Genomic DNA, 22307 nt, shown 5'->3' on the forward strand with positions numbered 1-22307 from the left:
GCCCCGCACAGCCCCGCACCTCGCGCCTCCCCAGCCTCGTCAGTCGCCTCCGCTTCGCTCCGGCGACTGACTCCCTCGCGCGGTGCTGTCTCGCGGCCGCCGATGACGGCCGCTCGTCGGCACGCGCCACCGCAGAAGATTTTCGAGGTCTGCGTCGCCTATCGCAGGAACTCGATCGCGGCGCCCTGCCCGAAGCCGACGCAGAGCGTCGCGAGCCCGCGGTCGGCGTCCTGTTTTTGCATCTCGTGGAGCAGCGTCACGGGGAGGCGCGCGCCCGAGGCGCCGAGCGGGTGGCCGAGGGCGATGGCCCCGCCGTTGACGTTGTACTGGTCCTCATCGATGCCGAGCTCGCGCCGCGAGTACTCGCACTGGGAGGCGAACGCCTCGTTGAGTTCGACGAGGTCGTAGTCGTCGATGTCCGTGCCCGCGCGGTCGAGCAGGCTCCGGGTGGCGGGCACCGGGCCGATCCCCATCACGGTGGGGTCGACGCCGGCGACCGCGTTCGTGCCGACCTCGGCGAGCACGTCGAGCCCGTGCTCCTCCGCGAACGCCTTGCTCGTGACGACGGTCAGCGACGCGCCGTCGGAGATCTGCGAGGAGTTCCCCGCGGTGACGCTGCCGTCGCCGGTGAAGGCGGGCGGCAGGTCGGCGAGCTTCTCGGCGGTCGTGTCCGGGCGGATCCCCTCGTCCGCCTCGACGAGCCCGTCGTCCGTCTCGACGGGGACGATCTCGTCGTCGAAGCGGCCCGACTCGGTCGCCTCGGCGGCGCGCTGGTGGCTACGGGCGGCGTACTCGTCTTGGGCCTCGCGGCTCACCTCGTACTCCTCGGCGACCTTCTCTGCGGTCATCCCCATCTGGAGCTGGAAGATGTTGTACTGTTCAGACAGCTCCGGGTGGAGGTGTTCGTAGGAGTCGCCGTCCATCGGGACGCGGCTCATGTTCTCGACCCCGCCCGCGATGATACACTCGCGGTTCCCGGCGGCGATGGCGTCCGACGCCGAGATGATCGCCTGCATCGAGGAGGCGCACCAGCGGTTGATCGAGGTGGCGGGCACCGACTCACCCAGCTCCGAGAGGAGGGCGATGACGCGCGCGACGTTGTTGTCCTGCTCGGTGCGCTGCTGTGCGACCCCCCACATCAGGTCGTCGACGTGGTCGCTCGTCAGCCCCGTCTCGTCGAGCGCATGGTCGATGAGCGTCGTCGAGAGGTCCTCGCTGCGGACGTCCTCGTAGACGCCGCCGTCTTTCCCCTGCGGTGTTCGGTAGGCGGCCGCGATCACGGGCGTGGTCTCGTCTGTCATGAACGATCACAAGCCCGACGACGTATTAAAACGCCGTGGAACGAGCGAGAATCGATCCGAAGTTTATCGTTTACGCTCTAGCAGGCTCTCGCCGGTCATCTCATCGGGGCGGTCGCGCTCCATCAGGTCGAGCAGCGTCGGGGCGATGTCGCACAGCGACCCGGCCTCGCGGACCCGCTTCGCGCCGTCGTCGCCGTCGGGCGTCAGGTAGACGAACGGGACCGGGTTGTACGTGTGGGCGGTGTGGGGGTCGTCCGCGGTACCCATGTCGTCGGCGTTGCCGTGGTCCGCGGTGACGACCGCGTGCGCGCCGGCGTCGGCGATCGCGGAGAGCAGGCGGTCGAGCTGGGCGTCGACGGCCTCGACCGCCTCGACGGCCGCCTCGAAGTCGCCGGTGTGGCCAACCATGTCGGGGTTCGCGTAGTTCAACACGAGCAGGTCGGGGTCGTCCGACGCGATGGTCTCGACGGCCTCGTCGGTCACCTCGGGCGCGGACATCTCCGGTTGCTGATCGTACGTCGGCACGTCCGGGCTCTCGACGATCGTCCGGATCTCGCCCGGGAACTCCACCTCTCGGCCGCCGTTGAGGAAGTAGGTGACGTGAGGGTACTTCTCCGACTCCGCGATCCGGAGCTGCGTGCCGCCGGCGTCCGCGACGACCTCGCCGATCGTGTTCGCGGGGATCTCCGGCGGGAACGCAACCGGGAACTCAAACGTCTCGTCGTACTCGGTCATCGTCGTCATGCGGACCTCGGGCTGGCCGAGGTCGAACTCCCACTCGGGCCGCGTGTCGGTCAGCATCCGGACCAGCTGTCGGGCGCGGTCGGCGCGGAAGTTGAAGAATATCACCGCGTCGCCGTCGGCGAGGGCGGGCTCGTCGGCGACGAGCGTCGGCTCGACAAACTCGTCCGTCTCCCCACGGGCGTGTGCCTCGCGGGCGGCCGCAACCGCGCTCTCGGCCTCGTTCGGGGCCTCGCGACCGACGATGGCGTCGTACGCCTTCTTCGTCCGCCCCCAGTTCTCGTCGCGGTCCATCGCGTGGTAGCGCCCCGTCACGGTCGCGACGTGACCGGTGCCGCGCTCGTCGGCCTTCGCGGTCACGTCGGCGAGGAACTCGTCGGCGATCTCCGGGGCCGTGTCGCGGCCGTCGGTGAACGCGTGGCTCGTGGCGGGCACGCCCGCGTCGGCCGCGGCGTCGATCAGCGCGAGCAGGTGTTCCACGTCCGAGTGGACGCCGCCGTCGGAGACGAGCCCCATGAAGTGGACGCGGCCGCCGGTCGAGTCCGCGTGGTCGAGCGCGGCCGCGACCGCGTCGTTGTCCGAGAGCGACCCCTCCCCCAGCGCGTCCGTGATCCGGGTGTACGCCTGCTTGACCACCCGCCCCGCGCCGATGTTGAGGTGGCCGACCTCGGAGTTGCCCATCTGTCCCTCCGGGAGCCCAACGCGCCGCCCGTGAACCACGAGGCGGCCGTCGGCCCCGCGCTCCGTCGCCGCGTCGAACGTCGGCGTGTCGGCCGCCTTCACGGCGTCGCGGCGGTCGTGGTCGCCGAGCCCCCAGCCGTCGAGGATGACGAGTGCCGTCTCCATACCGCAGCGTGCCGCCCGGAGGCTAACTACCCTTCGATGGGCGGCATCTCGCTCGCCGCCGCTCGCGTCACGTCCCGGTCGTTCGCTCCGCGTCCCGAGGGTTTACCTCACGTCCCAGCTGTTCACGCCACGTCCCGATCCTCGTCGGCGTGCGAGCGGACCCACAGCTCCCCGATCCGCGAGAGGCTCGTCCGGTAGGACTTCCCGTGCTCCTCGCGTTCGATGTACCCCTTCCCGCCGGGACCGAGCCGGTCGACGTTGTAGATCACCTTCGAGCGGAACGAGTCCGTGTACTCCTCGTTGAGCTCGGCCGCGAGCGTCTCCGCCAGCTCGGAGACGGACTCAAACTCGCCGTGCTCGCCGAGCGTGAACAGCACCAGCTCCTCGAACGGCTTGACGTTCTGGAAAGAGGCGACCGGCAGCTCGATCACGTGGCGGTCGCCGATCCGCTTCGCGCCGATGGTGGTGCCGCGCTCGTCGAACTCCGCGAGGAGGTCCGTGGTGCTCGCGAGCCGATCGGCGACGCGGTCGGGATCGACGCCCGCGTCCGCGAGCGCGTCGGCGTCGCTCCCCTGGTCGAGGTCGCGCAGGAGGTCGCGAGTCGCGCGGAGTTCCTCCGCCAACTCGGTTTCGAGGTACTTCTCGGGGGCGGTGTAGTAGGTGTGGATGCGGTCGCGGTCCGCCTGCCGCTCGACCATTATCGAGTGGGCCGCGGTCGCGAACGCGAAGGAGACGGGCCGGGGCATCGAACAGAGGTTCACCCACACCTCGCGCTCGTCGGACTCGTCGACTCCCTCCTCGCGATCGAGTTCAGCGTTGATCAGGTCGAAGGCGCGCTCGAAGGCGGCGTCGTAGTCGTACACGTCGTCCAACTGCTCGCGGACCGTCTCCGCGCCGAGCAGGTTCTGGAAGTCCTGTTCCAGTTTGCGCGCGATGTTGCGCGAGTACTCGACGTTGGCCTCGCTGCCGACCGTCCCCTCCAAGAGGATCACCCGGTCGACGTCGAACTGGTCCCGGATGAGGGGGGCGATCATCCGGTCGTAGTCGAACCCGACGGGCACGACGTGGGTCTGCATACCCTGACCGTGGGTGTGGGATTCATAAAAACCACCAGATCACTCCGCGACGCGAGCGGTCGCGAACGGAGCCGACCTCGCCGCCGGCGCCCGTCTCGCCGCCGGCGAGCTACCCGTCGCTTCCCGTCCGGAACGACAGGTCGAGCGCCGGCGCGGAGTGGGTGAGCCCGCCCATCGAGATCACGTCCACCCCGGTCGCGGCGTAGTCCGGGACGGTCTCGACCGTGATCCCGCCCGACGCTTCGGTCAGCGCGTCTCCGTCCGCGGCGGCCACGCGCTCAGCCGCCGCCGTCGTCTCCGGGGGCGCCATGTTGTCGAGTAGGACGACGTCGGCGCCGGCCGCGGCGGCGCGCGCGGCGGCGTCCGGGCCCTCGACCTCGACCTCGACGCCCGTCGCGAAGGAGGCGCGCTCGCGGAAGCGCTCGATCGCCTCCGTCAGCCCCAGCTCCGCGACGTGGTTGTCCTTGACCATGACCATGTGCGAGAGGTCAAGGCGGTGGGTGTCGCCGCCGGCGGCCGCGACGGCGCGCTTCTCGACGCCGCGGAGCCCGGGCGTTGTCTTGCGGGTCGCCGCGACCCGAACGTCGTCGTCGACCTCGCGGGCGGCCGCGACCGCGGCGTCGGTCCGCGTCGCCACTCCCGAGGCGTGTGCCGCGACGTTCACGGCGACGCGCTCGCCGCGGAGGACCGCCTGTGCCGGTCCCGCGACCCGCAGCAGCGCGTCGCCGGGCTCGACCGCGGTCCCGTCCGCGACGCGCTCGGTCACGGTCGCGTCGAGGTAGTCGAACACGGCGCTCGCGGCGTCGACGCCGGCCGCGACGCCGGACTCTTTCGCGACGAGCCGGCCGCTCGTCTCGCCCGGCACGTCGTTCGTCACGTCGTGGTGCCCCACGTCCTCGCGGAGCCAGCGCTCCACGTCGGCGTCGGTGAGCATCAGTCGTCGGCCGCCGGCCCGGGTTCGGCGGGCTCGGCGTCGTCCGCGACGTAGTGCGTCCCGACGCTCTCGTCGTTCGCCAGCGCCTGTCGCGTCACCAACAGCGCCGTCACGGTCGCGTTGCGGAGCTCGTACAGCGAGCGCGAGGTCCGCGTCCGGACGTAGGCGTCGACCTCGCCCTTGAGCCGCCGCAGGACGTCGAGCGCCCGTCGGAGGTCAGCGGGGTCGCGCTCGATCCCGACGTGCTCTCCCATCACTCGGCGGAGTCGGCGGGACTTCTCGCGGGCGAACGCTGACGGGAGGTCGGGGTCGCGGTCCAGTAGGTCCGGGGGCGCGACCCGCTCTGGGTCCGCCGGCGCCCCGTCGGAACCTGCCGCCTCGGCCGCGTCGGCGCCCGCCCGGAGCCCCCAGACGAGCCCTTCGAGGAGGCTCGTGGAGGCGAGGCGGTTCGCGCCGTGGACGCCGGTCCGCGCGCACTCGCCGACCGCGTAGAGTCGGTCGAGGGTCGTCCGCCCGCGGTCGTCGACGGCGACGCCGCCGCAGAGGAAGTGTTCGGCGGGCGCGACGGGGATCCCCTCGTCGGGATCGACGCCGCGGTCGGCGCACTTCTCGGCGAGCCCGGGGAACGCGCCCGCGAAGTCGAGCGCTCCCACGTCGAGGCGAACCTCGCCCGTGGCGTCGCGCTCGGCGGCCACGGCCCGCGAGACCACGTCGCGCGGCGCGAGTTCGGCGTCGTCGTGGTACCCCGGCATGAACCGCTCGCCGTCGCCGTTGCGCAGTAGCGCGCCCTCACCGCGGACCGCCTCGCTGACCAGGAACCCCTCCTCGTTCGAGCCCGCGTCGTACGCCGTCGGGTGGAACTGGACGAACTCCATGTCGGTCACGTCGGCGCCCGCGAGCGCGGCCATCGCGACCCCGTCGCCGGTGGCGCCGCGCGGGTTCGTCGAGCGCGGGAACAGGTCGCCGACTCCGCCGGTCGCGAGCACGGTCGCGTTCGCGTACATCGGGACGCGACCGTCGTCCGACGCCACGACGGCCCCGTGGACCCGCCCCTCGCGCGTGATCAACTCCAGCGCGGCCGCGTCGCCGACGACCTCGACGCCGTCGCGTCCGTCGAGGTGGTTCAACAGCGGGACGTGGACGTGCTCGCCCGTCGCCGCGCCCACGTGGAGGATCCGGTCCTCGCTGTGGGCGGCCTCGCGGCCGTAGTCGAACGCGTCGGCGCCCGCCTCGCGGTCGAACTCGACGCCGAGCGTGTCGACGAGCACGTCCCGGACGGCGCCGTCGGCGTTCTCGACGAGCACGTCGACCGCGTCCGGGTCGGCCGTCCCGTCCGAGGCCGCCAGCACGTCGCGCTTGAACCGCTCCGGTCGGTCGCGGGCGACGGCGATCCCGCCCTGCGCCCACCACGACGCGGCGTCCGCGGGGCGCGTGGCCTTCGTCGCCACCGTCACTTCGCGTCCCTCGCGCGCTGCGGCGAGCGCGGCCGTCAGGCCGGCGATCCCCGAGCCGACGACCAGCACGTCTGCGGTCTCGTGGCCCGTCATCTCACACCTCCAGCATGCGGTCGAGCGCGACGCGCGCGAGCTCCTTCTCCTCGGGCGCGACCTCGACGACGTTGCGCTCGCGTCCGGCGGCCAGCTCTTCGAGCACCCACGCGAGGTAGTTCGGGTCGATCTGGCGCATCGCGTTACAGTCCATACACGCCTCGCCGCACAGCGGGACGACGTTCACCTCCGGGTGCCACCGCTGGAGGTGGCGGGTCAGGTGGACCTCGGTGCCGATCGCCCACGTCTCGCCGGGGTCGGCCTCGGCGACGGTCTCGCGGATCGTCGCGGTGGAGCCGACCACGTCCGCCGCCTCGACGACCTCCCGGCGGCACTCGGGGTGGACGACGACTCGCGCGTCCTCGTGGTCCGCCCGGACCTGCTCGACGTGCGACGGGCTGAACCGTTCGTGAACCTGACAGTAGCCGTCCCAGAGGATCACGTCGTTGTCGACGACCGCCGCCGCGTCGGCGGAGGCGGCGTCCCACGGGTCCCACTCGGCGATCTCCTCTTCGAGCCCGAGCCGGTGGGCGGTGTTCTCCCCCAGGTGCTTGTCGGGGAGGAACAGCACTTTGTCGCCCTCGTCGAGGGCGTACTCGAAGGCGCGGTGGGCGTTCGAGGAGGTACACACCAAGCCGCCGTGCTCGGCGCAGAACGCCTTGAGGTCGGCGTAGCTGTTCATGTAGGTGACCGGTACGACGTCCGCGTCGGTCGCGGCCGTCAGCTCCGCCCAGGCCGCGTCGACCTGGAGCGCCTCGGCCATCCCCGCCATCGGGCACGACGCCTCCATGCTCGGGAGGACGACCGTCTGGTCGTCGTCGGTGATGATGTCGGCGGACTCGGCCATGAACGTGACCCCGCCGAAGACGACGTACTCCGCGTCGGCCGCGGCGGCCTCCTTGCTCAGCTGGTAGGAGTCGCCGACGAAGTCCGCGTGCTCGACGATCTCGCGTCGCTGGTAGTTGTGGCCGAGGATTACCACGTCGTCGCCGAGCGCGTCCAGCGCCCCCTCGATCCGTCGCGTTCGCTCGGCCTCGTCGAAGTCGCGGTATTCAGGCGGAAGCTGTTCGAGATTATCGTACTTGAAGAGACTGAGTTCGGTATCGAACTCAGCGGTTTCCATTGCTGTCATAGTGTATTTTCGTCGCGTGCTTTCTCACAGACTCGTATAGTGAAAAGATTTTGTCTTCAATAACCTTGTTCGACTGATTACAAGCTCTTTGAGTTCGTTCAGGTGCGCTATTTTCAAACAGCTCGGGCGGTCTCGCCAGCGATCTCGGGAGCGCGGGCCGGTGACCACTCCCCGGGGGCCGCGAGCCCGACAGACCCCGAGTGCGGTAGGAGCTCCCCGCCGCGGGCGATCCGCCGAGCGAGCGCGCCTCGTGATTCCCGGGATTCGCGGCCCTCGGGATTCGCCGCGCGAGTGCCGCCTCCCTTACGGTTATGACGTGTCATACCGTACCACTATACGGTATGGCGCAAACAGAGGTCAAAGAGGAACTGTACGTCGACCAGTACACGCTCGGCCTCGTCGGGCCCGACCAGGAGTGGGCCGGGACGGTCGCCGACGGCGGCCGGGTGACGACGTACACGCCGCCGGGCTGTTGGGGGCCGATGGTGACGCCGTCGTTCCGCGGCGGCCACGAGGTGACGCGCCCGATCCGCGTCGAGGGCGCCGAGGTCGGCGACGCGGTCGCGATCCACATCCGCGACGTGGAGGTGACGAGCATGGCGACCAGCACGGGCTCGATGGCGGAGCGGGACGAGGCGTTCGGCGACGACCCCTTCGTTGACCACCGCTGTCCCGAGTGCGGGACGACGTGGCCCGACTCCGTCGTCGAGGGCACCGGCGAGGACGCGATCCGCTGCGCGGAGTGCGGCGCCAACGCCTCCTCGTTCGGCTTCGAGTACGGGTACACCGTCGCGTTCGACCACGAGAACGCGGTCGGGATCACCCTCGACAAGGACGGGGCCCACGAGCTCGCGACCGACGCGGAGCGCGTGATGGACATTCCCGAGAACGCCCGCCAACACCCGATCCTGCTGTACGAGCCGGACGGGATGCCCGGAACGCTGGGTCGCCTCCGCCCGTTCATCGGGAACATCGGCACCACGCCGCCGGTCACCATGCCCGACTCGCACAACGCCGGCGACTTCGGGCAGAACCTGATCGGCGCCGACCACGACTACGGCGTCGAGACAGAGGACGACCTCGACCTGCGCACCGACGGCCACATGGACGTGCCCGAGGTCCGCGCGGGCGCCACGCTGATCTGCCCCGTCGTCGTCGACGGCGGCGGGGTCTACGTCGGCGACCTCCACGCGAACCAAGGTGACGGCGAGCTCTCCCTCCATACCACCGACGTGAGCGGGACCGTCACGATGGACGTGGAGGTGATCGAGGACGCCGACCTCGACGGCCCCGTCCTCCTGCCGAACGAGGAGGACCTCCCCTTCATCAGCGCGCCCTACAGCGACGAGGAGATCGAGGCGGGCGACGACCTCGGAGACGAACACGGCGTCGACATCGACACCGACGCCGCCCCGATACAGGTGATCGGCTCGGGCGCGACCGCCAACGACGCCACGCAGAACGCCTTCGACCGCGCCGGGACGCTGCTCGGCATGAGCGAGGGCGAGGTCCGCGCCCGATGTACGTTCACTGGGGGCGTCCAGATCGGCCGGCTGCCGGGCGTCGTCCAGCTCGACATGCTCGTGCCCGCGGACGTGCTGGAGGAGTCCGGCCTCGGCGACGTGACGCGCGAACAGTACGGGCTGTAAGTCGGAGCGTCCGTCGCCGCGGTCGATCGCCTCGCTATTGCTGCCGGCGGACCGACGGCACGCACCGGCAGAGCCCCGGTCGCTCGCCGATAGGTGACTGCTGGCCGAGCGGTGACGACCACCGCAATATCCTCCGGCCTCGTGTCCCACGCCTCTCACCGCCGCGCCCGCCCGCGCCCGGCGGTCGTCCGCGACGGCCCCGCCGGGATCCGGCGCGTCGGCCCCTGTGCCTCCGCCCTCTCTCGCAGGCGCTCGACGCGCTCGTCGGTCGACGGGTGCGTCGATAGCCAGCGCTCGGCCGCCCCGTCGGTCCGCTTGTGCGTCGAGAACGGGGCGAACGACCACGTCGGATCGGTCGCGCGCTCGATCCGGCGGAGCGCCCGCGCGAGCGCCACCGGGTCGCCGGTCACCTCGGCCGCGCGGTCGTCGGCCGCGAACTCCCGCTTGCGCGACCGCGAGCGAGCGACGAGCGTCGCGAGGACGAATCCGGCGAACAGCGCGCCTGCGAGCGCCCGGTGGAGCCGCGCGAAGGAGCCGGACCGGTCGCCCGGTCGCCCGCGGATCCACGCCGACGCGGCGGCGAGCCCCGACAGCGCGAGCAGCGCCGGGAGGGCCACCACGGTGGCGATCCCGACCAGCGAGCGCCCGATCCCGTCGGCCATCGCGATCGCGAAGCCGTCGTTCCCCTCCAAGTGCGCCAGCTCGTGCGCGAAGATTGCCTCGATCTCGCGGGGGGCGAGCAGCCGGAACAGCGACCGGTCGATCACCAGCGCGCCGCCGTCCGCCCCGCCCCCGACCGCGAACGCGTTCGGCGCGCGGGCGTCGGTGACGTACAGCTTTGGGCGCGCGACGTCCATCCGCGCCGCGAGCGAGTCGACCCGGCGGTGGAGGTCCGGCGCCCGCTCCCGGGGGACGCGGTCCCCCTCCAGGTTCGCGAGGATCTGCGCGGTACCGAGCCGGTAGCTGAGGTACGCCGACCCGAGCGCGGCGGCCGCCAGCAGCGCGAGGAGGACCAGGAGCTCAGGGCGGGCGGCCCAGACCGCGCGCAGCAGGTCGGCGACGAACAGCGCCGCGGTCAGGTAGACGGCGAGCAGGGCGACACCGACGACCGCCGCGGCCGCGCGAAACGCGAGCCGAGACATGGCCGGAGCTACGCGACGGCGGGGCAAACGCGTTGCGGCCGGGGCGGTCGCGGCGGTCGCCGTCGCCGCGTCGCGACGGCTCGCCGCCCGGGCTCTCGGCGTCCCGACCTCACCCACCCGCCACGCCGGAAGGAAAAGCGGTAATTCCCCGGCGGCGAAACCGGCTGTCATGGACGCACGCGTCCGCGAGCACGCCGAGATAATCGCCGACCACGCCACCGGCATCGAGTCGGGCGACGACGTGGTCATCCAGATGCCCAAGGAGGCCGAGGACCTCGCCGTCGCGCTCCACGAGGTCTGCGGCGACCGCGGGGCGAACCCGATCTACCTCAACTACTCGAAGCGCGCCCAGCGCGCCTTCAAGCGCTCCTCGGAGGAGTTCACCGAGCCGAGTCACCGCCGGGCGCTCTACGAGGAGGCCGACGTGTTCGTCATCGCGCGCGGCGGCGCGAACGCCACCGAGGACGCCGACATCGACCCCGAGACCAACGCCGCGTACAACCGCGCGATGGAGGACGTCAAGCGGACCCGCCTCTCGAAGACGTGGTGTCTCACGCAGTACCCGACCGCGAGCCACGCCCAGCTCGCCGGGATGAGCACCGAGGCGTACGAGAACTTCGTGTGGGACGCCGTCTCGCTCGACTGGGACGAACAGCGCGAGTTCCAGTCGAACATGGTCGATATCCTGGACGAGGCGGACGAGGTTCGGATCGTGTCCGGCGAGGAGACCGACCTCACGCTCGACGTGTCGGGGAACTCCACGCTCAACGACTACGGCGAGGCGAACCTCCCCGGCGGCGAGGTGTTCACCGCGCCGACGCGCGACGGCGTCGACGGCGAGGTCCACTTCGACCTGCCCCTCTACCGCTACGGCCGCGAGATCGACGGGGTCCGGCTCCGGTTCGAGGACGGCGAGGTCGTCTCCCACTCCGCCGAGCGCAACGAGGATCTCCTCTCCGGCATCCTCGACACCGACGAGGGCTCGCGTCGCCTCGGCGAGCTCGGCATCGGGATGAACCGCCAGATCGACCGGTTCACCTACAACATGCTGTTCGACGAGAAGATGGGCGACACGGTCCACATGGCGGTCGGGTCGGCTTACCCGGAGACGGTCGGCGAGGAGAACGCGGTCAACGAGTCCGCCGAACACGTCGACATGATCGTCGACATGAGCGAGGACTCGGTTATCGAGGTCGACGGCGAGGTCGTCCAGCGGAACGGAACGTTCGTCTTCGAGGACGGGTTCTGAGGCGGCCGGCGTATCGAGCGCCGTCGCCGCGCGCCGCTCACGCCGACTCGGCGGCTCGCTCCGCCCTCCGGCGACCGAACGCCGCGTACGCGACGAGGAGGACGCCGAACAGCCCGACGGTGCCGAGCGCGGCGGGGACCGGGTAGTCGGCGAGCGGCGCGATCTCCCCCTCAGGCGTCCCGAACACGTCGACGACGCCGGTGCCAACCGACAGCGCGAGCACGGCGAGCCACATCGTTCCGACGGCGTACCCGAGCGGGACCAGTCGGTCCGTGCGTGCCGCGTGCGCGACGACCGCGCCGCCGCCGAGGACCGGGAGCGCGACGAGCGGGCCGGTCGGGTCGGGGAGAAGAACGCTCCCGCCGAGCGCGATCGCCGTCCAGTAGACGACGACGGCGACGGCCCTGCGGAGCGGGTCGGGGACGGACATGGCGTGAGCGTTCGGGCGGGTGGCACAAAACGGTCCGGGGCGTCCCGCCGCCCGCGCGTTCCCGCGGACACCGCGGCGACATTTATATCGCGAGGACGCGTACGGACCGGTATGCCCGAGGAAGTCATCTTCGAGTCCGAGAGCCGGCGGAGCCGCGAGGAGATTGCCGCGTACCTGCGGACGGTCGCGGACTCGCTCGACGACGGGAGCGCGATCACGCTCAGACGCGGCGAGGAGTCGACGACGCTGGACCCCCCCGCGAGACCGACCTTCGAGGTGAAGGCGGAGCGCGAGGGGCCCGCGGAAGGGCCGGGCGAGCTGAGCGTCGAATTCGAGCTAGAGTGGGACGAGAACGGCGGCGAGGAGAGCGCGGACGGTGAGCTAGAGATCGAGTAGTCGGACTGTTCCGGGGTCGGCGACGAGAAGGGTGCGTCTCGTTCGCCGCCGACAGTCCCCCGTTCGCCGTCGACCGCCCGCCGTTCGTATATCGACCGCGTCGCGCGTGTCGCGCTACGGGACTTCGCCGGGGACCTCGACGAACGCGTCGCGTGCGGAGAGGTGATCGAGCGTGTCGTCGACCTCGACGCGGACCGACTCCATCCGGTCGAGGAGCTCCTCGTACTCGTCGGAGTTCGTCGTGCCCGCGGCCTCCAGCGCCGCCTTCTTGGAGGCGAGCGCGAAGAACTCCTGGCTGCGCTCGTCGAACGCGGCGCGGTGGAGCAGCACCTCGACGAGCGTGACCAAGTCCTCCTTGGTCACCGGCTTCGTCTTGTAGTCGTCGAACGGCATCTCGACGATGTCGACGTCCGGCTCGACGGCGGTCAGCATCGCCACGCGGGCGTCGTACCCCTCGTCGCGGATCGCGTCTAACACCTCATGGCCCGACATGTCGGGCATCCGTCGGTCCAGGAGGACCACGTCGACCGCGTCGTCCATCACGTCGAGCGCCTCCTCGCCGCCGGTCGCGATCCGGACGTCGTAGGACGGGTCGAGGTACACCCGATACAGTTCCGCGAGGTCCGGCTCGTCGTCGACCGCGAGGACGGTCGCGTCCGGATCGCCCGTCATTGGCGGGACCTCCCGGTCCGTCCCTCGCGGTTCGCGAGCGCCGGACCGGCGCGTCTGCCCGCCGTTCGTGCGTCCATACGCGGGTGTTAGCTCACCTCCGTCTAAAACGTTGACTCCTAATTATCGTATTTGATACCGCAGGAGGCTGACGGCGTTCACCCCCGCTCCGGGGGCCCGGCGGTCGCGCTCGTCTCGCCGATCCAACGGTCTCTCCGTGACCCAAAGGCACATTTACGCCCGCATCCTATTCCGGATAACGAATGTCTCACAGCCCGTCACTCCCCGACCGCCCGCGGTTGGAGCTCGACCCCGAGATGAGCGACGCGGAGCGGCTGGAGGCGATCCGCCAGCACTACCGGCGGATCGTTCAGGTGAACGATGAACTGGAAGATCGGCTCGCCGACGCAGAAGGGCGCCGCGGCGAGCTGAAGGACGACGTCGAGCAGCTGAAACGCGAGAACGAGGTCCTGAAGACCTCCTCGCTGTACATCGCCTCCGTCGAAGAGATCACCGACGACGGCGTCGTGATCAAACAGCACGGCAACAACCAGGAGGTCCTCACGCAGGCCGCGACGCGGCTCGACGAGAACCTCCGTCCCGGCGACCGCGTCGCGATCAACGACTCGTTCGCGGTCCAGCAGGTGCTCGACGACGAGACCGACTCCCGGGCGCAGGCGATGGAGGTCACCGAGTCCCCGGAGGTCGAGTACGCCGACATCGGCGGCATCGACGACCAGATTCGGGAGGTTCGCGAGGCCGTCGAGGACCCCCTCGAGAACCCCGAGCAGTTCGAGACGGTGGGCGTCGAACCCCCGAGCGGCGTCCTGCTCCACGGCCCGCCGGGCACCGGGAAGACGATGCTCGCGAAGGCGGTCGCCAACGAGTCCGACGCGACGTTCATCAAGATGGCCGGCTCCGAGCTCGTCCGGAAGTTCATCGGCGAGGGCGCGCGGCTCGTCCGCGACCTCTTCGAGCTCGCCGCCGAGCGCGAGCCCGCCGTCATCTTCATCGACGAGATCGACGCGGTCGCCGCCAAGCGGACGGACTCGAAGACCTCGGGCGACGCCGAGGTCCAGCGCACGATGATGCAGCTGCTCTCCGAGATGGACGGCTTCGACGACCGCGGCGAGGTCCGGATCATGGCCGCGACCAACCGCTTCGACATGCTCGACGAGGCGATCCTGCGTCCCGGCCGTTTCGACCGCCTCATCGAGGTGCCCGAGCCCGGTCCGGAGGGCCGCGAGCGCATCCTCGAAATCCACACCGCGGACATGAACGTCGCCGACGGCGTCGATCTCGGCGTCGTCGCCCGCGACCTCGACGGGTACAGCGGCGCGGACATCGCCTCGCTGGCGACCGAGGCCGGGATGTTTGCCATTCGCGACGGCCGCACCGAGGTGACGCAGGCGGACTTCGAGCAGGCCCGCGATAAGCTTCAGGACGCGGATACAGAGGACGAGCAGGTCATCAACTACCAGTACTGAGGCGACTGCGACTACGTGATTGAAGTTCGGTTTTTGCGAGGTGCTGTTGCGCCCGTTTCTTCGGCTGAAATTCCAGCGGTTCGTTTATAAATAGTTGACTGTGGATCGGCGGCGACCACCGCCAAAGCCCCAGCCGTGAGGCGGGCGCAGGCGATGTAAGCACCGCAGCGAGTGAGCGGAGCGCAACGAGCGAGGGGCGCAACGAGCGTGCGCCCGCCTCACGGCTGCCCCTTTGAGTCCCGCCCGCACCGCGCAGCACCGCACCTCACGCCTCCCCAACCTCGTCGCTCGCTGCGCTCGCGACTCCCTCGCGCGTGCTGCTCGCGGCCTACCGGCCGCTCGCAGGCACGCGCCACCGCCTTTTTATGAGTGTGATACTCTCCGCGCCGGCGGGCGGGTTCGTAACCCCTTACCGCGCTCGCCGCCGATTCGCCGGTAATGAACACCATCCACGTCGCCGGCGGCGTCGGCGTCGCCGACACGGCGATGGCCTCCTACGACGCCGCGCTCGCGGACGCGAACCTCCACAACTACAACCTCGTGGCGGTCTCCTCGGTCGTCCCCGCCGAGGCGACCGTCGAAGCGGTGTCGGAGGCGCCGGATCTGGGTCCCGCTGGAAACCGGCTCACGGTCGTCGAGGCGCGCCGGACGATCGGTCCCGGGGACGAGGTCGACTTCCGCGAGGGCGGTCGCGCGGGCGCCGAGGGCGCCGAGTCGAAGCGCGCGCCCCGCCGACATCCCGACGCGGTCGCGGGGCTGGGCTGGGCGACCGGCCCGGGACCGGGACTCTTCTACGAGGTGACGGGGGAAGATCCCGAGGGCGTCCGCGACCGGATCCACGCGGGGCTCGACGCCGGGGGCGACCTCCGCGACTGGGACCTCCCGGACCGCGAGACGCGCGTCGAGACGGTCGCCGCCGAGCCGGACCGGTACGCGACCGCGGTCGTGGTCGCGGCGTACGGCGAGTCCGAGCCCATCCTGTAGCCGGCACGAGCGGTCCGGCGTCGGGTCGAAACCGCGGTCGCCGCCGCCGACGCCTTTTTGACTCGGCTCCGCGTACTTGTCGTGTCTTCGAATGAACGGCAACAACCCGTACGCCGGGGCACCGGGTGTGACGGACGCGGGCCCGCCCGCGGCCGTCGACCTCTCTCCGGACCAGGAACGGCAGCTCCGGCGCGCGGTCGCCGGAATCGTATCGCGCACGGAATCGTATCTGCCCGACAGCTACGCCGTCGGCTCCGAGCTGTCCGTCGGCGCGAACGGTCCGCAGGCGACGGTCGCCGTCAACCCCCCGGCCGGCCACCCCGTCTCGGCCGGCTTCACCCCCGACCCGGAGGACTTGGACGCCGGCATCGCCGAGTCCGACACCGACGAGGTCGCCCGCGGCCTCGCCGCCAGCGCGGCGGTTCAGGTGATGGACGCGGTCGGCGACATCACGCCGACCGCGAAGTGAGCTCCGGCTAACACGCAGTCCGACCGTTCTTACCGGTCCGCGCCGTTCCGCGCTCCGTCGCTTTCTCCCGTGCCCTCCGAGTCGTCGCGCGGGTACACCCGCAGGTCGCCCTCGCCCGGCGGCCTCAACGCGCCCGTGACGCGGCCGTACATGCCGAAGATGTCGTCGTATCCCTCCTCGCTCGCGAGGATCGGGACCAGCCCCGGCTCCTCGACGCGGTGGGTGTACACGTCGTCCTCCGCGAACACGGCGCCCTCCGGGATCGCCTCGAAGTTCGCGAAGTGGACGCGCGGCTCGCCGCCGCCCTTCGGCACCTCCTCGTCGCCTTTCACCACGACCGTCTCCGAGAACGTCGGCGGCTCGTCCGCGATCGCGCCGTGAACGCGGAGGAACGCTCGACACGCCTCGTGGCCGAACTCGACGGCCGCCTCGCTCCCCTGTCGGCCCACCTCGATCGAGACGGTGTGCGGGATCGTGGAGTCGAGCGTCGTCGACCGCAGGCCGCTCGCGTCGACGACGTGGTCGACCGGGAGCCCGGTGACGGTGCGGCGGACGGACTCCGTGAGGTCGCTGAAGATGGCGAACGGCGGCGGGGCGCTGTGGGAGGTGTGGAGCGCGAGCACGGCGTCGAACTCCTCCAACTCGGCGGCGAGCCGCGGCGCCAGCGCCCGCTCGTACTCGTCGCTGTCGGCGTCGCCCGGGAAGGCCCGGTTCAGGTCCGCGTCCGTGTAGCGCGTCTCGGCCGCGATCGCCGGTTCGTTGGCGAGTATCAGCCGGACGAGTCCGTCGGACTCCACGCGGTCGTCGTTCGGGTCGAGGGGTGGGAGTTCCTCGGCGAGCCGCTCCACTATCCGGACGCCGGCGGGCTCGTCGCCGTGGATCCCGCCGACGATCGCGACGCGGGCCGACCCCGCCGACCCGCGGTCGATCGTTTGCATACCGTGGGTACGACGCGGTCGGCCAATAAATCGTCGCGATCCGCGCGCGGGGATCCTCAGCGGTCGAACCGCTCCGCGATCGCGGCGCGGTACCGGCGCGCCAGCCGCCGCGCGACGAACCGGTCGCGTGGGTCCACGCCGAGGAGTCGGAGCGCGGCCGCGTACGCCGCGAGCCCGATCACGCTCCCCCCGAGGACCACCGGGAGACCGGTCAGCAGCGCCCGGACCGCGAACATCGCGGCGGCCGCGACGCCGCCGGCCGCGAGCGGGGTGAGGAACGTCCGGTCGAACGGCCACAGCCCCTCGAAGCGGCGGAGGAGGACGACCTGGATCCCGTTCTGGACCGCGATGGCGAGCGACGTGCCGAGCGCGGCGCCGACGAGCCCGTAGCGGACGACGAACGCGTACGTCAGGCCGACGTTGAGGACCGCGAGCAGCCAGTCGAGCGCCATCCGCGCGTACTGGTGGTCCGTCATCATCAGCAGCCAACCGGTCGCGCCGACCGCGCTCCCGACGAAGACGCCGCCGAGGTAGACGACGAGCGGGAGGTACCCGGCGACGTACGCCTCGCCGAACAGGCCGAGTATCTCCCGGCCGTACACCACGAGCGCGGCGAGTATCGGGACGACGGCCGTGACGATCTGCCGCGTGACGGAGCCGTACACCTCGTTGAGCGTCGCCGTCCGGTCGTCCGCGTACAGCTCCGAGGCGACCGGCGGGAGCAGTTGGTTGAAAGATAAGAGCGGGATCCACGCGACCGCGATCACCACGAGGACGACGTTGTACACGCCCGCCGCGGTCGCCGTCAGCAGCGCGCCGACGAGCAGCACGTCGACGCGGTTCTGGAACACCTTCCCGAGGCTGCTCATCGCGACGGGCGCGGCGTGGTCGTAGAAGCGGCGCGCCTCCGCGCGAGCACCGCGGAGCGTCGGGCGAACACCGGTGACGGACGCCGAGAGGGGGACGGCGGCCGCGGCGAGCAGTCCCGTCGCGGCGACGATGGCGCCGGCGACGCCGACGACCGAGTAGCCGAGCGCGAGCGCGCCGACGGCGCCGACCAGCCGGACGCCCGGGCGCAACAGCTTGTTGAACAGGACCTCGCCGCGGGCGGACCCCACCGCGCGGAAGAGCGCGGACGCGACCATCACGACCCCGAGCAGCCCGACGAGGCCGCCGAACGCGCGCATCGTTCCCGTGAACGCCGGCTCGGTGACGGTGCCGGCGTTTATCTCCGGCGCCGCGAGCCAGACGCCGACCGCGATCGCGACCCCGAACCCGATCGTCGTCCCGTACGCGAGACCGGCGACGGCGCCCTGCCGGCCCGCGTCGTCCGCGTACTCCGGGAGGTACCGCTGGATCGCGGGGACGCTGCCGAACGTCACGAGCCGGGAGCAGAGCTGAGCGATCCGCCACGCCAGCGCGTACACGCCGTAGGCGGTCGGGCCGAGCCCGCGGGTCAGCGCGAACTCGGCCGCCGCGATCAGCGCGCGCTGGCCGGCGACCCCGCCGGAGGTGAGCACGGCGCCGTGCGCGATCGTCTCTAACGCCTCGCGCTCGTCGTCGGGGATCTCGCCGCGCTCGCGCTCGTCGTCGGGCTCGGTCGCCGCCGCCTCGCGTTCGCTCTCCACGGTCGTCTCTGCCGATCCGGTCGCGGTCGCGCAAAAAAAGGAACGCGTTTCGCAGCCGGCCCGACCGGACTCGCGGTCCCGCGGCCGCGACCTACCAGCGCTGGTGGACGTGTTCGCGCACGTGTTCGTCGTACACCGCCGCCGCGGCCTCGCGCTCGGCGTCGGAGAGCGCGGCGGCCACGCTCGCGGCCGCGTTCGCCCGGATGTGGTCTGGGGTCGTCGAGCCCGGGATCGCGGTCGAGACGGCGTCGTGGTCGAGGATCCAGCGCAGCGCGAACTCCGAGAGCGGCCGGTCGTCCGGCAGGCGCTCGTCGAGCGCGTCGGCCGCGTCGAGGCCCGCCTCGAAGGGGACGCCGGCGAACGTCTCGCCCACGTCGAAGGCGTCGCCGTCGCGGTTGTAGTTCCGGTGGTCGTCCTCGGGGAACTCGTCGTCGCGGGAGAGCGTGCCCGTCAGCAGCCCCGAGGCGAAGGGCACCCGGCAGATCACGCCCACGTCGCGCGCGGCGGCCTCGTCGAGGAACAGCTCCGCGGGCCGCTGCCGGAACGGGTTGAAGACGATCTGGACGCTCTCGACGCCGGGATACTCGATCGCCTTCAGCCCCTCCTCGACGCGCTCGACGCTGACGCCGTAGGCGTCGATCCGACCTTCGGATTCGAGCGTCGCGAGCGCGTCGAACGTCTCCGGCCGGTAGTACACGTCCGTCGGCGGGCAGTGGAGTTGGACCAAGTCAAGCGTCTCGACGCCAAGGTTCTCCCGCGAGCGGTCGACGAATCGGCGGAGGTTCGCCTCCGTGTACCCGTCGGGCTCGTGGGGGTCGAGTCGGCGACCGGCCTTGGTCGCGACGGTCACGTCGCCGGCCGCGATCTCGTCGGCGAGCGTCTCGCCGAGGATCCGCTCAGAGCGACCGTCGCCGTACACGTCGGCGGTGTCGAAGAAGTCGATCCCGGCGTCGCGCGCAGTCTCGACCGCCGCGACCGCCTCGTCCTCCGTGACCTCGCCCCAGTCGCTCCCGATCTCCCACGCGCCGTAGCCGACCTCGCTGACCTCGCCGACATCGCCGAGTTCGCGGTGGTTCATACTGTCCGCTACTGATCGCGGCGGGGGCAAGGGCGTTCCGGAGGCGGCGAGGCCGCGACGTTCCATTCCACCGCTCACTTTTACCTGGAGTGTGGACGACACGAGAGACATGGCGAAGCTCGGGCTGGTAGTGAACGCGGTCGGTCTCCTGCTCAGCGCGGTCGGCACCCTCCTGCTGTACGCGCACGTGACCGACGAGTACCACTCGCACATTCAGGACATCGGGTCGATCGCGGTCGGCTACCTCGGCGTGATCCTGTTCGGGATGTCGGTGTCGCTCACCGGGATCGCGCTGTTGCTGCGGCGGTCCGCCGACTGAGGCCGCCTCCCTCGTGCGGGAACGGGAGGTGCGCCCGTCCCTGGTCCCACTCGGCGTTCATCACCCGCCAGCGGGGGTTGTCCCGCCACAGCGACAGTTCGTCGCGTTCGGCGAGCCGATGCGCCGTGGACTTGTCGTGGCCGTTCGCCCGGTAGAGGATCTCTCTGAGCTCATGATACAGGATGAACCGGTCGTACCTCGACCACTTCTCGGAGATCCAGACCTCGTTCCTCGGGATGCCTAGGTCGTCGGCCGCTGGCGGGTAGATCAGCTCCCCGTCGAGTTCGACGCGGTAACAGGCGTTGTACTTCGCGATCCTCTCGTGGGGGACGTGTTCGACCGTCCAGCCGTGCTCCCGGATCGCCTCGCGTGGCGACGGCATAACCGGATGCCCGCCGCGTCTGAGATGAAGATATCGGCGGTTTGTGGGCCCGTCTCACCCCCCGTTCATAACACCGCCGCCAGCGCGTCCATCGTCTCGTCGACGCGCTCGACTCGCGCGTTGTGACCCATGTGGCCGACGCGGAGTACGTCTCCGGCGTCTTCGCCCAGTCCGGTCGCGAGAATCACGTCGTGCTCCTCGCGCAGCCGCTCCTGAAGCGCCTCGGCCCGACCGGGGACCTCGAAGGCGGTCACCGTCGGCGAACTGCGCTCCGGGTCGGGAACCGGCTCCAGTCCCAGCTCCGCACCGCGCTCGCGGCACCGGGCCGCGGCCGCCTCGTGTCGCTCTCGGACCGCGTCGAGGCCCTCGTCCAGCAGCAGCCCGAGCGCCGCGTCGAGCGCGACGACCTCGGTCGTCAGGTGCGTGTACGGGAACCCGTCGCTCACGTCGCGGAACGGGAGGAAGTTCGCGTACAGCGAGTGCGGGTCCCGCTCCTCCATCGCGGCCCACGCGCGCTCGCTCACCGCGGCGGTCGCGAGCCCGGGCGGCGCGCTGAAGCACTTCTGTGAGGCCCCGAGGCACACGTCGATCCGGTCTGTCGGGACCGAGACGCCGCCGAGCGACGAGACGGCGTCGACGACCGTGAGGACCTCCGCGTCTGCGGCCTCGATCCGGTCGAGCGCCGCCGTAACGTCGTTGAGCGCGCCGGTCGGCGTTTCGCAGTGGACCATCGTCGCGATGTCGAAGTCGGCCTCGTCCCCCGCCAGCGCCTCGTCGAGCGCGTCGACCGGGAGCGGCTCGTCGTGGTCGGCGGCGACCAGGGTCGGGGTCCCCCCGTACGACTCCACGAAGTCGGCGAACCCCTCGCCGTAGAGCCCGTTCGACAGACACAGCACCTCTGTGCCGGGCTCGACGAGCGACGCGACCGCCGCCTCCAGCCCGAGGATCCCCTCGCCGCCGAGGGCGACGACATCGCGGGCGTCCCCTCCGGGTGCGTCGGTGTCGACGCCGTAGACCCTCGCGAGCCGGTCGGTGAGCCGGTCGTATATCTCCCGGAACCGCGGGTCTACGTCGGGGTGTATCAGCTCGCGGGACATCGCGTCGCGCACGGGCTCTGGGACCGCGGTCGGCCCCGGCGTCATGAGCATACGTCCCGGTTTGACCGCCCGTATATAAACCGTCCGCGCGAAGCGCGACCGTCGGCGCCGCGGTCGAGCGATCGAGACGGTCGGCGACGGAAACGGCCGGGCGACATACTCATATATTTCTGTCGCCTGAGTACGATCACAATGATGCTCCCGACCCACGTGCTGGCGGGGATGCTGCTCGCGACCCCGCTGGCGCTCGTGGCGCCGGAGCTGGCGCCGATCGGGTTCGTCGCCGGCTTTCTCGGCGGCCTCACGCCGGATCTGGACATGTACGTCGGTCACCGGCGGACGCTCCACTACCCGGTGTACTACCCGGTGATCGCGGTGCCGGCGCTGCTCGCGGCGGCGCTGGCGCCGTCACCCGTCACCGTCGGCGCCGCGTTCTTCCTCCTCGGGGCGGCGTTCCACAGCGTCACCGACATGTACGGCGGCGGGCTGGAGCTCCGCCCGTGGGAGGGGAACTCCGACAAGGCGGTGTACGACCACCACCGGGATCGGTGGATCCCGCCGCGCCGCGGCGTCCGCTACGACGGCGCGGTGGAGGACCTCGCGCTCTCCGTCGCGATGTCGGTGCCGCTGTACCTCCTGCTCGACGGGCCGCTCCGACGGCTCGTCGTCGCCACGGTGATCGTCGCCGCCGTGTACGCGGTCCTTCGCCGGCGTCTCGCGGACGCCGCCGCAGTGTTCTTCCCGCTGCTGCCGGCGGTGTTGGACCCGTACGTCCCCGAGCGGTACCGGTGACTGCGGCGGGTTCGATCAACG

The 22307-nt window shown here is 71.0% G+C and carries 22 protein-coding genes; 8 read left to right on the forward strand and 14 right to left on the reverse strand.

Translation table 11 applies throughout. The features are described from left to right. Positions 1–158: 158 nt before the first annotated feature. From EXE47_RS06955 to nadA, 6 genes are all read right to left on the reverse strand, one after another. A complete protein-coding gene (locus EXE47_RS06955) occupies positions 159–1301 on the reverse strand; it encodes a thiolase family protein (RefSeq protein WP_089308121.1) in 1143 nt (380 codons plus the stop codon). A 63-nt stretch (positions 1302–1364) separates the two neighbouring features. After that, positions 1365–2888 (reverse strand): 2,3-bisphosphoglycerate-independent phosphoglycerate mutase, encoded by a 1524-nt coding sequence (gpmI, locus tag EXE47_RS06960; RefSeq protein WP_089308122.1) that lies wholly within the window; start codon positions 2886–2888, stop codon positions 1365–1367. A 122-nt stretch (positions 2889–3010) separates the two neighbouring features. Next, positions 3011–3964, reverse strand: a complete 954-nt coding sequence (locus tag EXE47_RS06965) for a DUF6293 family protein (protein ID WP_049931568.1) — start codon at positions 3962–3964, stop codon at positions 3011–3013. A gap of 109 nt (positions 3965–4073) precedes the next feature. After that, a complete protein-coding gene (gene nadC / locus EXE47_RS06970; RefSeq protein ID WP_049931569.1) occupies positions 4074–4898 on the reverse strand; it encodes a carboxylating nicotinate-nucleotide diphosphorylase in 825 nt (274 codons plus the stop codon). Then, the gene (locus EXE47_RS06975) at positions 4898–6445 is read right to left on the reverse strand and encodes an L-aspartate oxidase (RefSeq protein WP_089308123.1); all 1548 of its coding nucleotides are present in this window, start codon (positions 6443–6445) and stop codon (positions 4898–4900) included. Before EXE47_RS06975 ends, nadC begins: the two co-directional genes overlap by 1 nt. Before the next feature lies 1 nt (position 6446). Then, positions 6447–7577 carry a quinolinate synthase NadA gene (gene nadA, locus EXE47_RS06980; protein ID WP_049931571.1) on the reverse strand — a complete coding sequence of 377 codons (1131 nt, stop codon included), beginning with the start codon at positions 7575–7577 and terminating at the stop codon, positions 6447–6449. Positions 7578–7918: 341 nt separating this feature from the next. Here nadA and EXE47_RS06985 point away from each other — a divergent pair, with 341 nt between their 5' ends. Further along, positions 7919–9226 carry an acetamidase/formamidase family protein gene (locus tag EXE47_RS06985; RefSeq protein WP_089308124.1) on the forward strand — a complete coding sequence of 436 codons (1308 nt, stop codon included), beginning with the start codon at positions 7919–7921 and terminating at the stop codon, positions 9224–9226. Between the two features lie 155 nt (positions 9227–9381). On the opposite strand, the gene EXE47_RS06990 is transcribed toward EXE47_RS06985, so the two are convergent. Then, a complete protein-coding gene (locus EXE47_RS06990) occupies positions 9382–10368 on the reverse strand; it encodes a M48 family metallopeptidase (RefSeq protein WP_089308125.1) in 987 nt (328 codons plus the stop codon). A 169-nt stretch (positions 10369–10537) separates the two neighbouring features. Here EXE47_RS06990 and EXE47_RS06995 point away from each other — a divergent pair, with 169 nt between their 5' ends. Beyond that, on the forward strand, positions 10538–11617 hold the full coding sequence (locus EXE47_RS06995) for an aminopeptidase (protein ID WP_089308126.1): 1080 nt from the start codon (positions 10538–10540) through the stop codon (positions 11615–11617). Positions 11618–11654: 37 nt separating this feature from the next. Here the strand turns inward: EXE47_RS06995 and EXE47_RS07000 are convergent, their stop codons facing one another. Then, on the reverse strand, positions 11655–12047 hold the full coding sequence (locus EXE47_RS07000) for a hypothetical protein (protein WP_089308127.1): 393 nt from the start codon (positions 12045–12047) through the stop codon (positions 11655–11657). A 111-nt stretch (positions 12048–12158) separates the two neighbouring features. Here EXE47_RS07000 and EXE47_RS07005 point away from each other — a divergent pair, with 111 nt between their 5' ends. After that, entirely contained in the window at positions 12159–12443 is a 285-nt protein-coding gene (locus EXE47_RS07005) for an amphi-Trp domain-containing protein (RefSeq protein ID WP_089308128.1), read from the forward strand. A 114-nt stretch (positions 12444–12557) separates the two neighbouring features. On the opposite strand, the gene EXE47_RS07010 is transcribed toward EXE47_RS07005, so the two are convergent. Beyond that, positions 12558–13115: a response regulator gene (locus EXE47_RS07010; RefSeq protein WP_089308129.1), complete on the reverse strand. Its 558-nt coding sequence runs from the start codon at positions 13113–13115 to the stop codon at positions 12558–12560. A 260-nt stretch (positions 13116–13375) separates the two neighbouring features. Between EXE47_RS07010 and EXE47_RS07015 the strand changes: the two genes are divergently transcribed. The 3 genes from EXE47_RS07015 to EXE47_RS07025 all read left to right on the forward strand — a co-directional run bounded on the left by EXE47_RS07015 (position 13376) and on the right by EXE47_RS07025 (position 16052). After that, the gene (locus EXE47_RS07015; protein WP_086216599.1) at positions 13376–14599 is read left to right on the forward strand and encodes a proteasome-activating nucleotidase; all 1224 of its coding nucleotides are present in this window, start codon (positions 13376–13378) and stop codon (positions 14597–14599) included. Positions 14600–15037: 438 nt separating this feature from the next. Beyond that, the gene (locus EXE47_RS07020; RefSeq protein WP_049931579.1) at positions 15038–15583 is read left to right on the forward strand and encodes a pyruvoyl-dependent arginine decarboxylase; all 546 of its coding nucleotides are present in this window, start codon (positions 15038–15040) and stop codon (positions 15581–15583) included. Positions 15584–15674: 91 nt separating this feature from the next. Beyond that, positions 15675–16052 carry a DUF5811 family protein gene (locus EXE47_RS07025; protein WP_089308130.1) on the forward strand — a complete coding sequence of 126 codons (378 nt, stop codon included), beginning with the start codon at positions 15675–15677 and terminating at the stop codon, positions 16050–16052. A gap of 29 nt (positions 16053–16081) precedes the next feature. Here the strand turns inward: EXE47_RS07025 and EXE47_RS07030 are convergent, their stop codons facing one another. The 3 genes from EXE47_RS07030 to EXE47_RS07040 form a co-directional block, all read right to left on the reverse strand. After that, the gene (locus tag EXE47_RS07030) at positions 16082–16990 is read right to left on the reverse strand and encodes a succinylglutamate desuccinylase/aspartoacylase family protein (protein ID WP_049931580.1); all 909 of its coding nucleotides are present in this window, start codon (positions 16988–16990) and stop codon (positions 16082–16084) included. 56 nt (positions 16991–17046) lie between these two features. Continuing rightward, on the reverse strand, positions 17047–18618 hold the full coding sequence (locus EXE47_RS07035; RefSeq protein ID WP_137703724.1) for a lipopolysaccharide biosynthesis protein: 1572 nt from the start codon (positions 18616–18618) through the stop codon (positions 17047–17049). A gap of 91 nt (positions 18619–18709) precedes the next feature. Beyond that, a complete protein-coding gene (locus EXE47_RS07040) occupies positions 18710–19696 on the reverse strand; it encodes an aldo/keto reductase (RefSeq protein ID WP_089308132.1) in 987 nt (328 codons plus the stop codon). A gap of 91 nt (positions 19697–19787) precedes the next feature. Between EXE47_RS07040 and EXE47_RS07045 the strand changes: the two genes are divergently transcribed. Continuing rightward, positions 19788–20015, forward strand: coding sequence for a hypothetical protein (locus tag EXE47_RS07045; protein ID WP_233127177.1), 228 nt, complete (start codon positions 19788–19790; stop codon positions 20013–20015). Here the strand turns inward: EXE47_RS07045 and EXE47_RS07050 are convergent. Both EXE47_RS07050 and EXE47_RS07055 read right to left on the reverse strand, forming a co-directional pair. Next, a complete protein-coding gene (locus EXE47_RS07050) occupies positions 19975–20397 on the reverse strand; it encodes a hypothetical protein (RefSeq protein WP_089308133.1) in 423 nt (140 codons plus the stop codon). The two genes, EXE47_RS07045 and EXE47_RS07050, sit on opposite strands and share 41 nt — an antisense overlap. A 65-nt stretch (positions 20398–20462) precedes the next feature. After that, entirely contained in the window at positions 20463–21545 is a 1083-nt protein-coding gene (locus tag EXE47_RS07055) for an alanine--glyoxylate aminotransferase family protein (protein ID WP_086215408.1), read from the reverse strand. Positions 21546–21689: 144 nt separating this feature from the next. Here EXE47_RS07055 and EXE47_RS07060 point away from each other — a divergent pair, with 144 nt between their 5' ends. After that, positions 21690–22286: a metal-dependent hydrolase gene (locus tag EXE47_RS07060; protein ID WP_176450665.1), complete on the forward strand. Its 597-nt coding sequence runs from the start codon at positions 21690–21692 to the stop codon at positions 22284–22286. Positions 22287–22307: the final 21 nt, after the last annotated feature.

Source organism: Halorubrum sp. GN12_10-3_MGM, from assembly GCF_005435235.1.
In the GTDB taxonomy this organism is placed as follows: domain Archaea; phylum Halobacteriota; class Halobacteria; order Halobacteriales; family Haloferacaceae; genus Halorubrum; species Halorubrum ezzemoulense.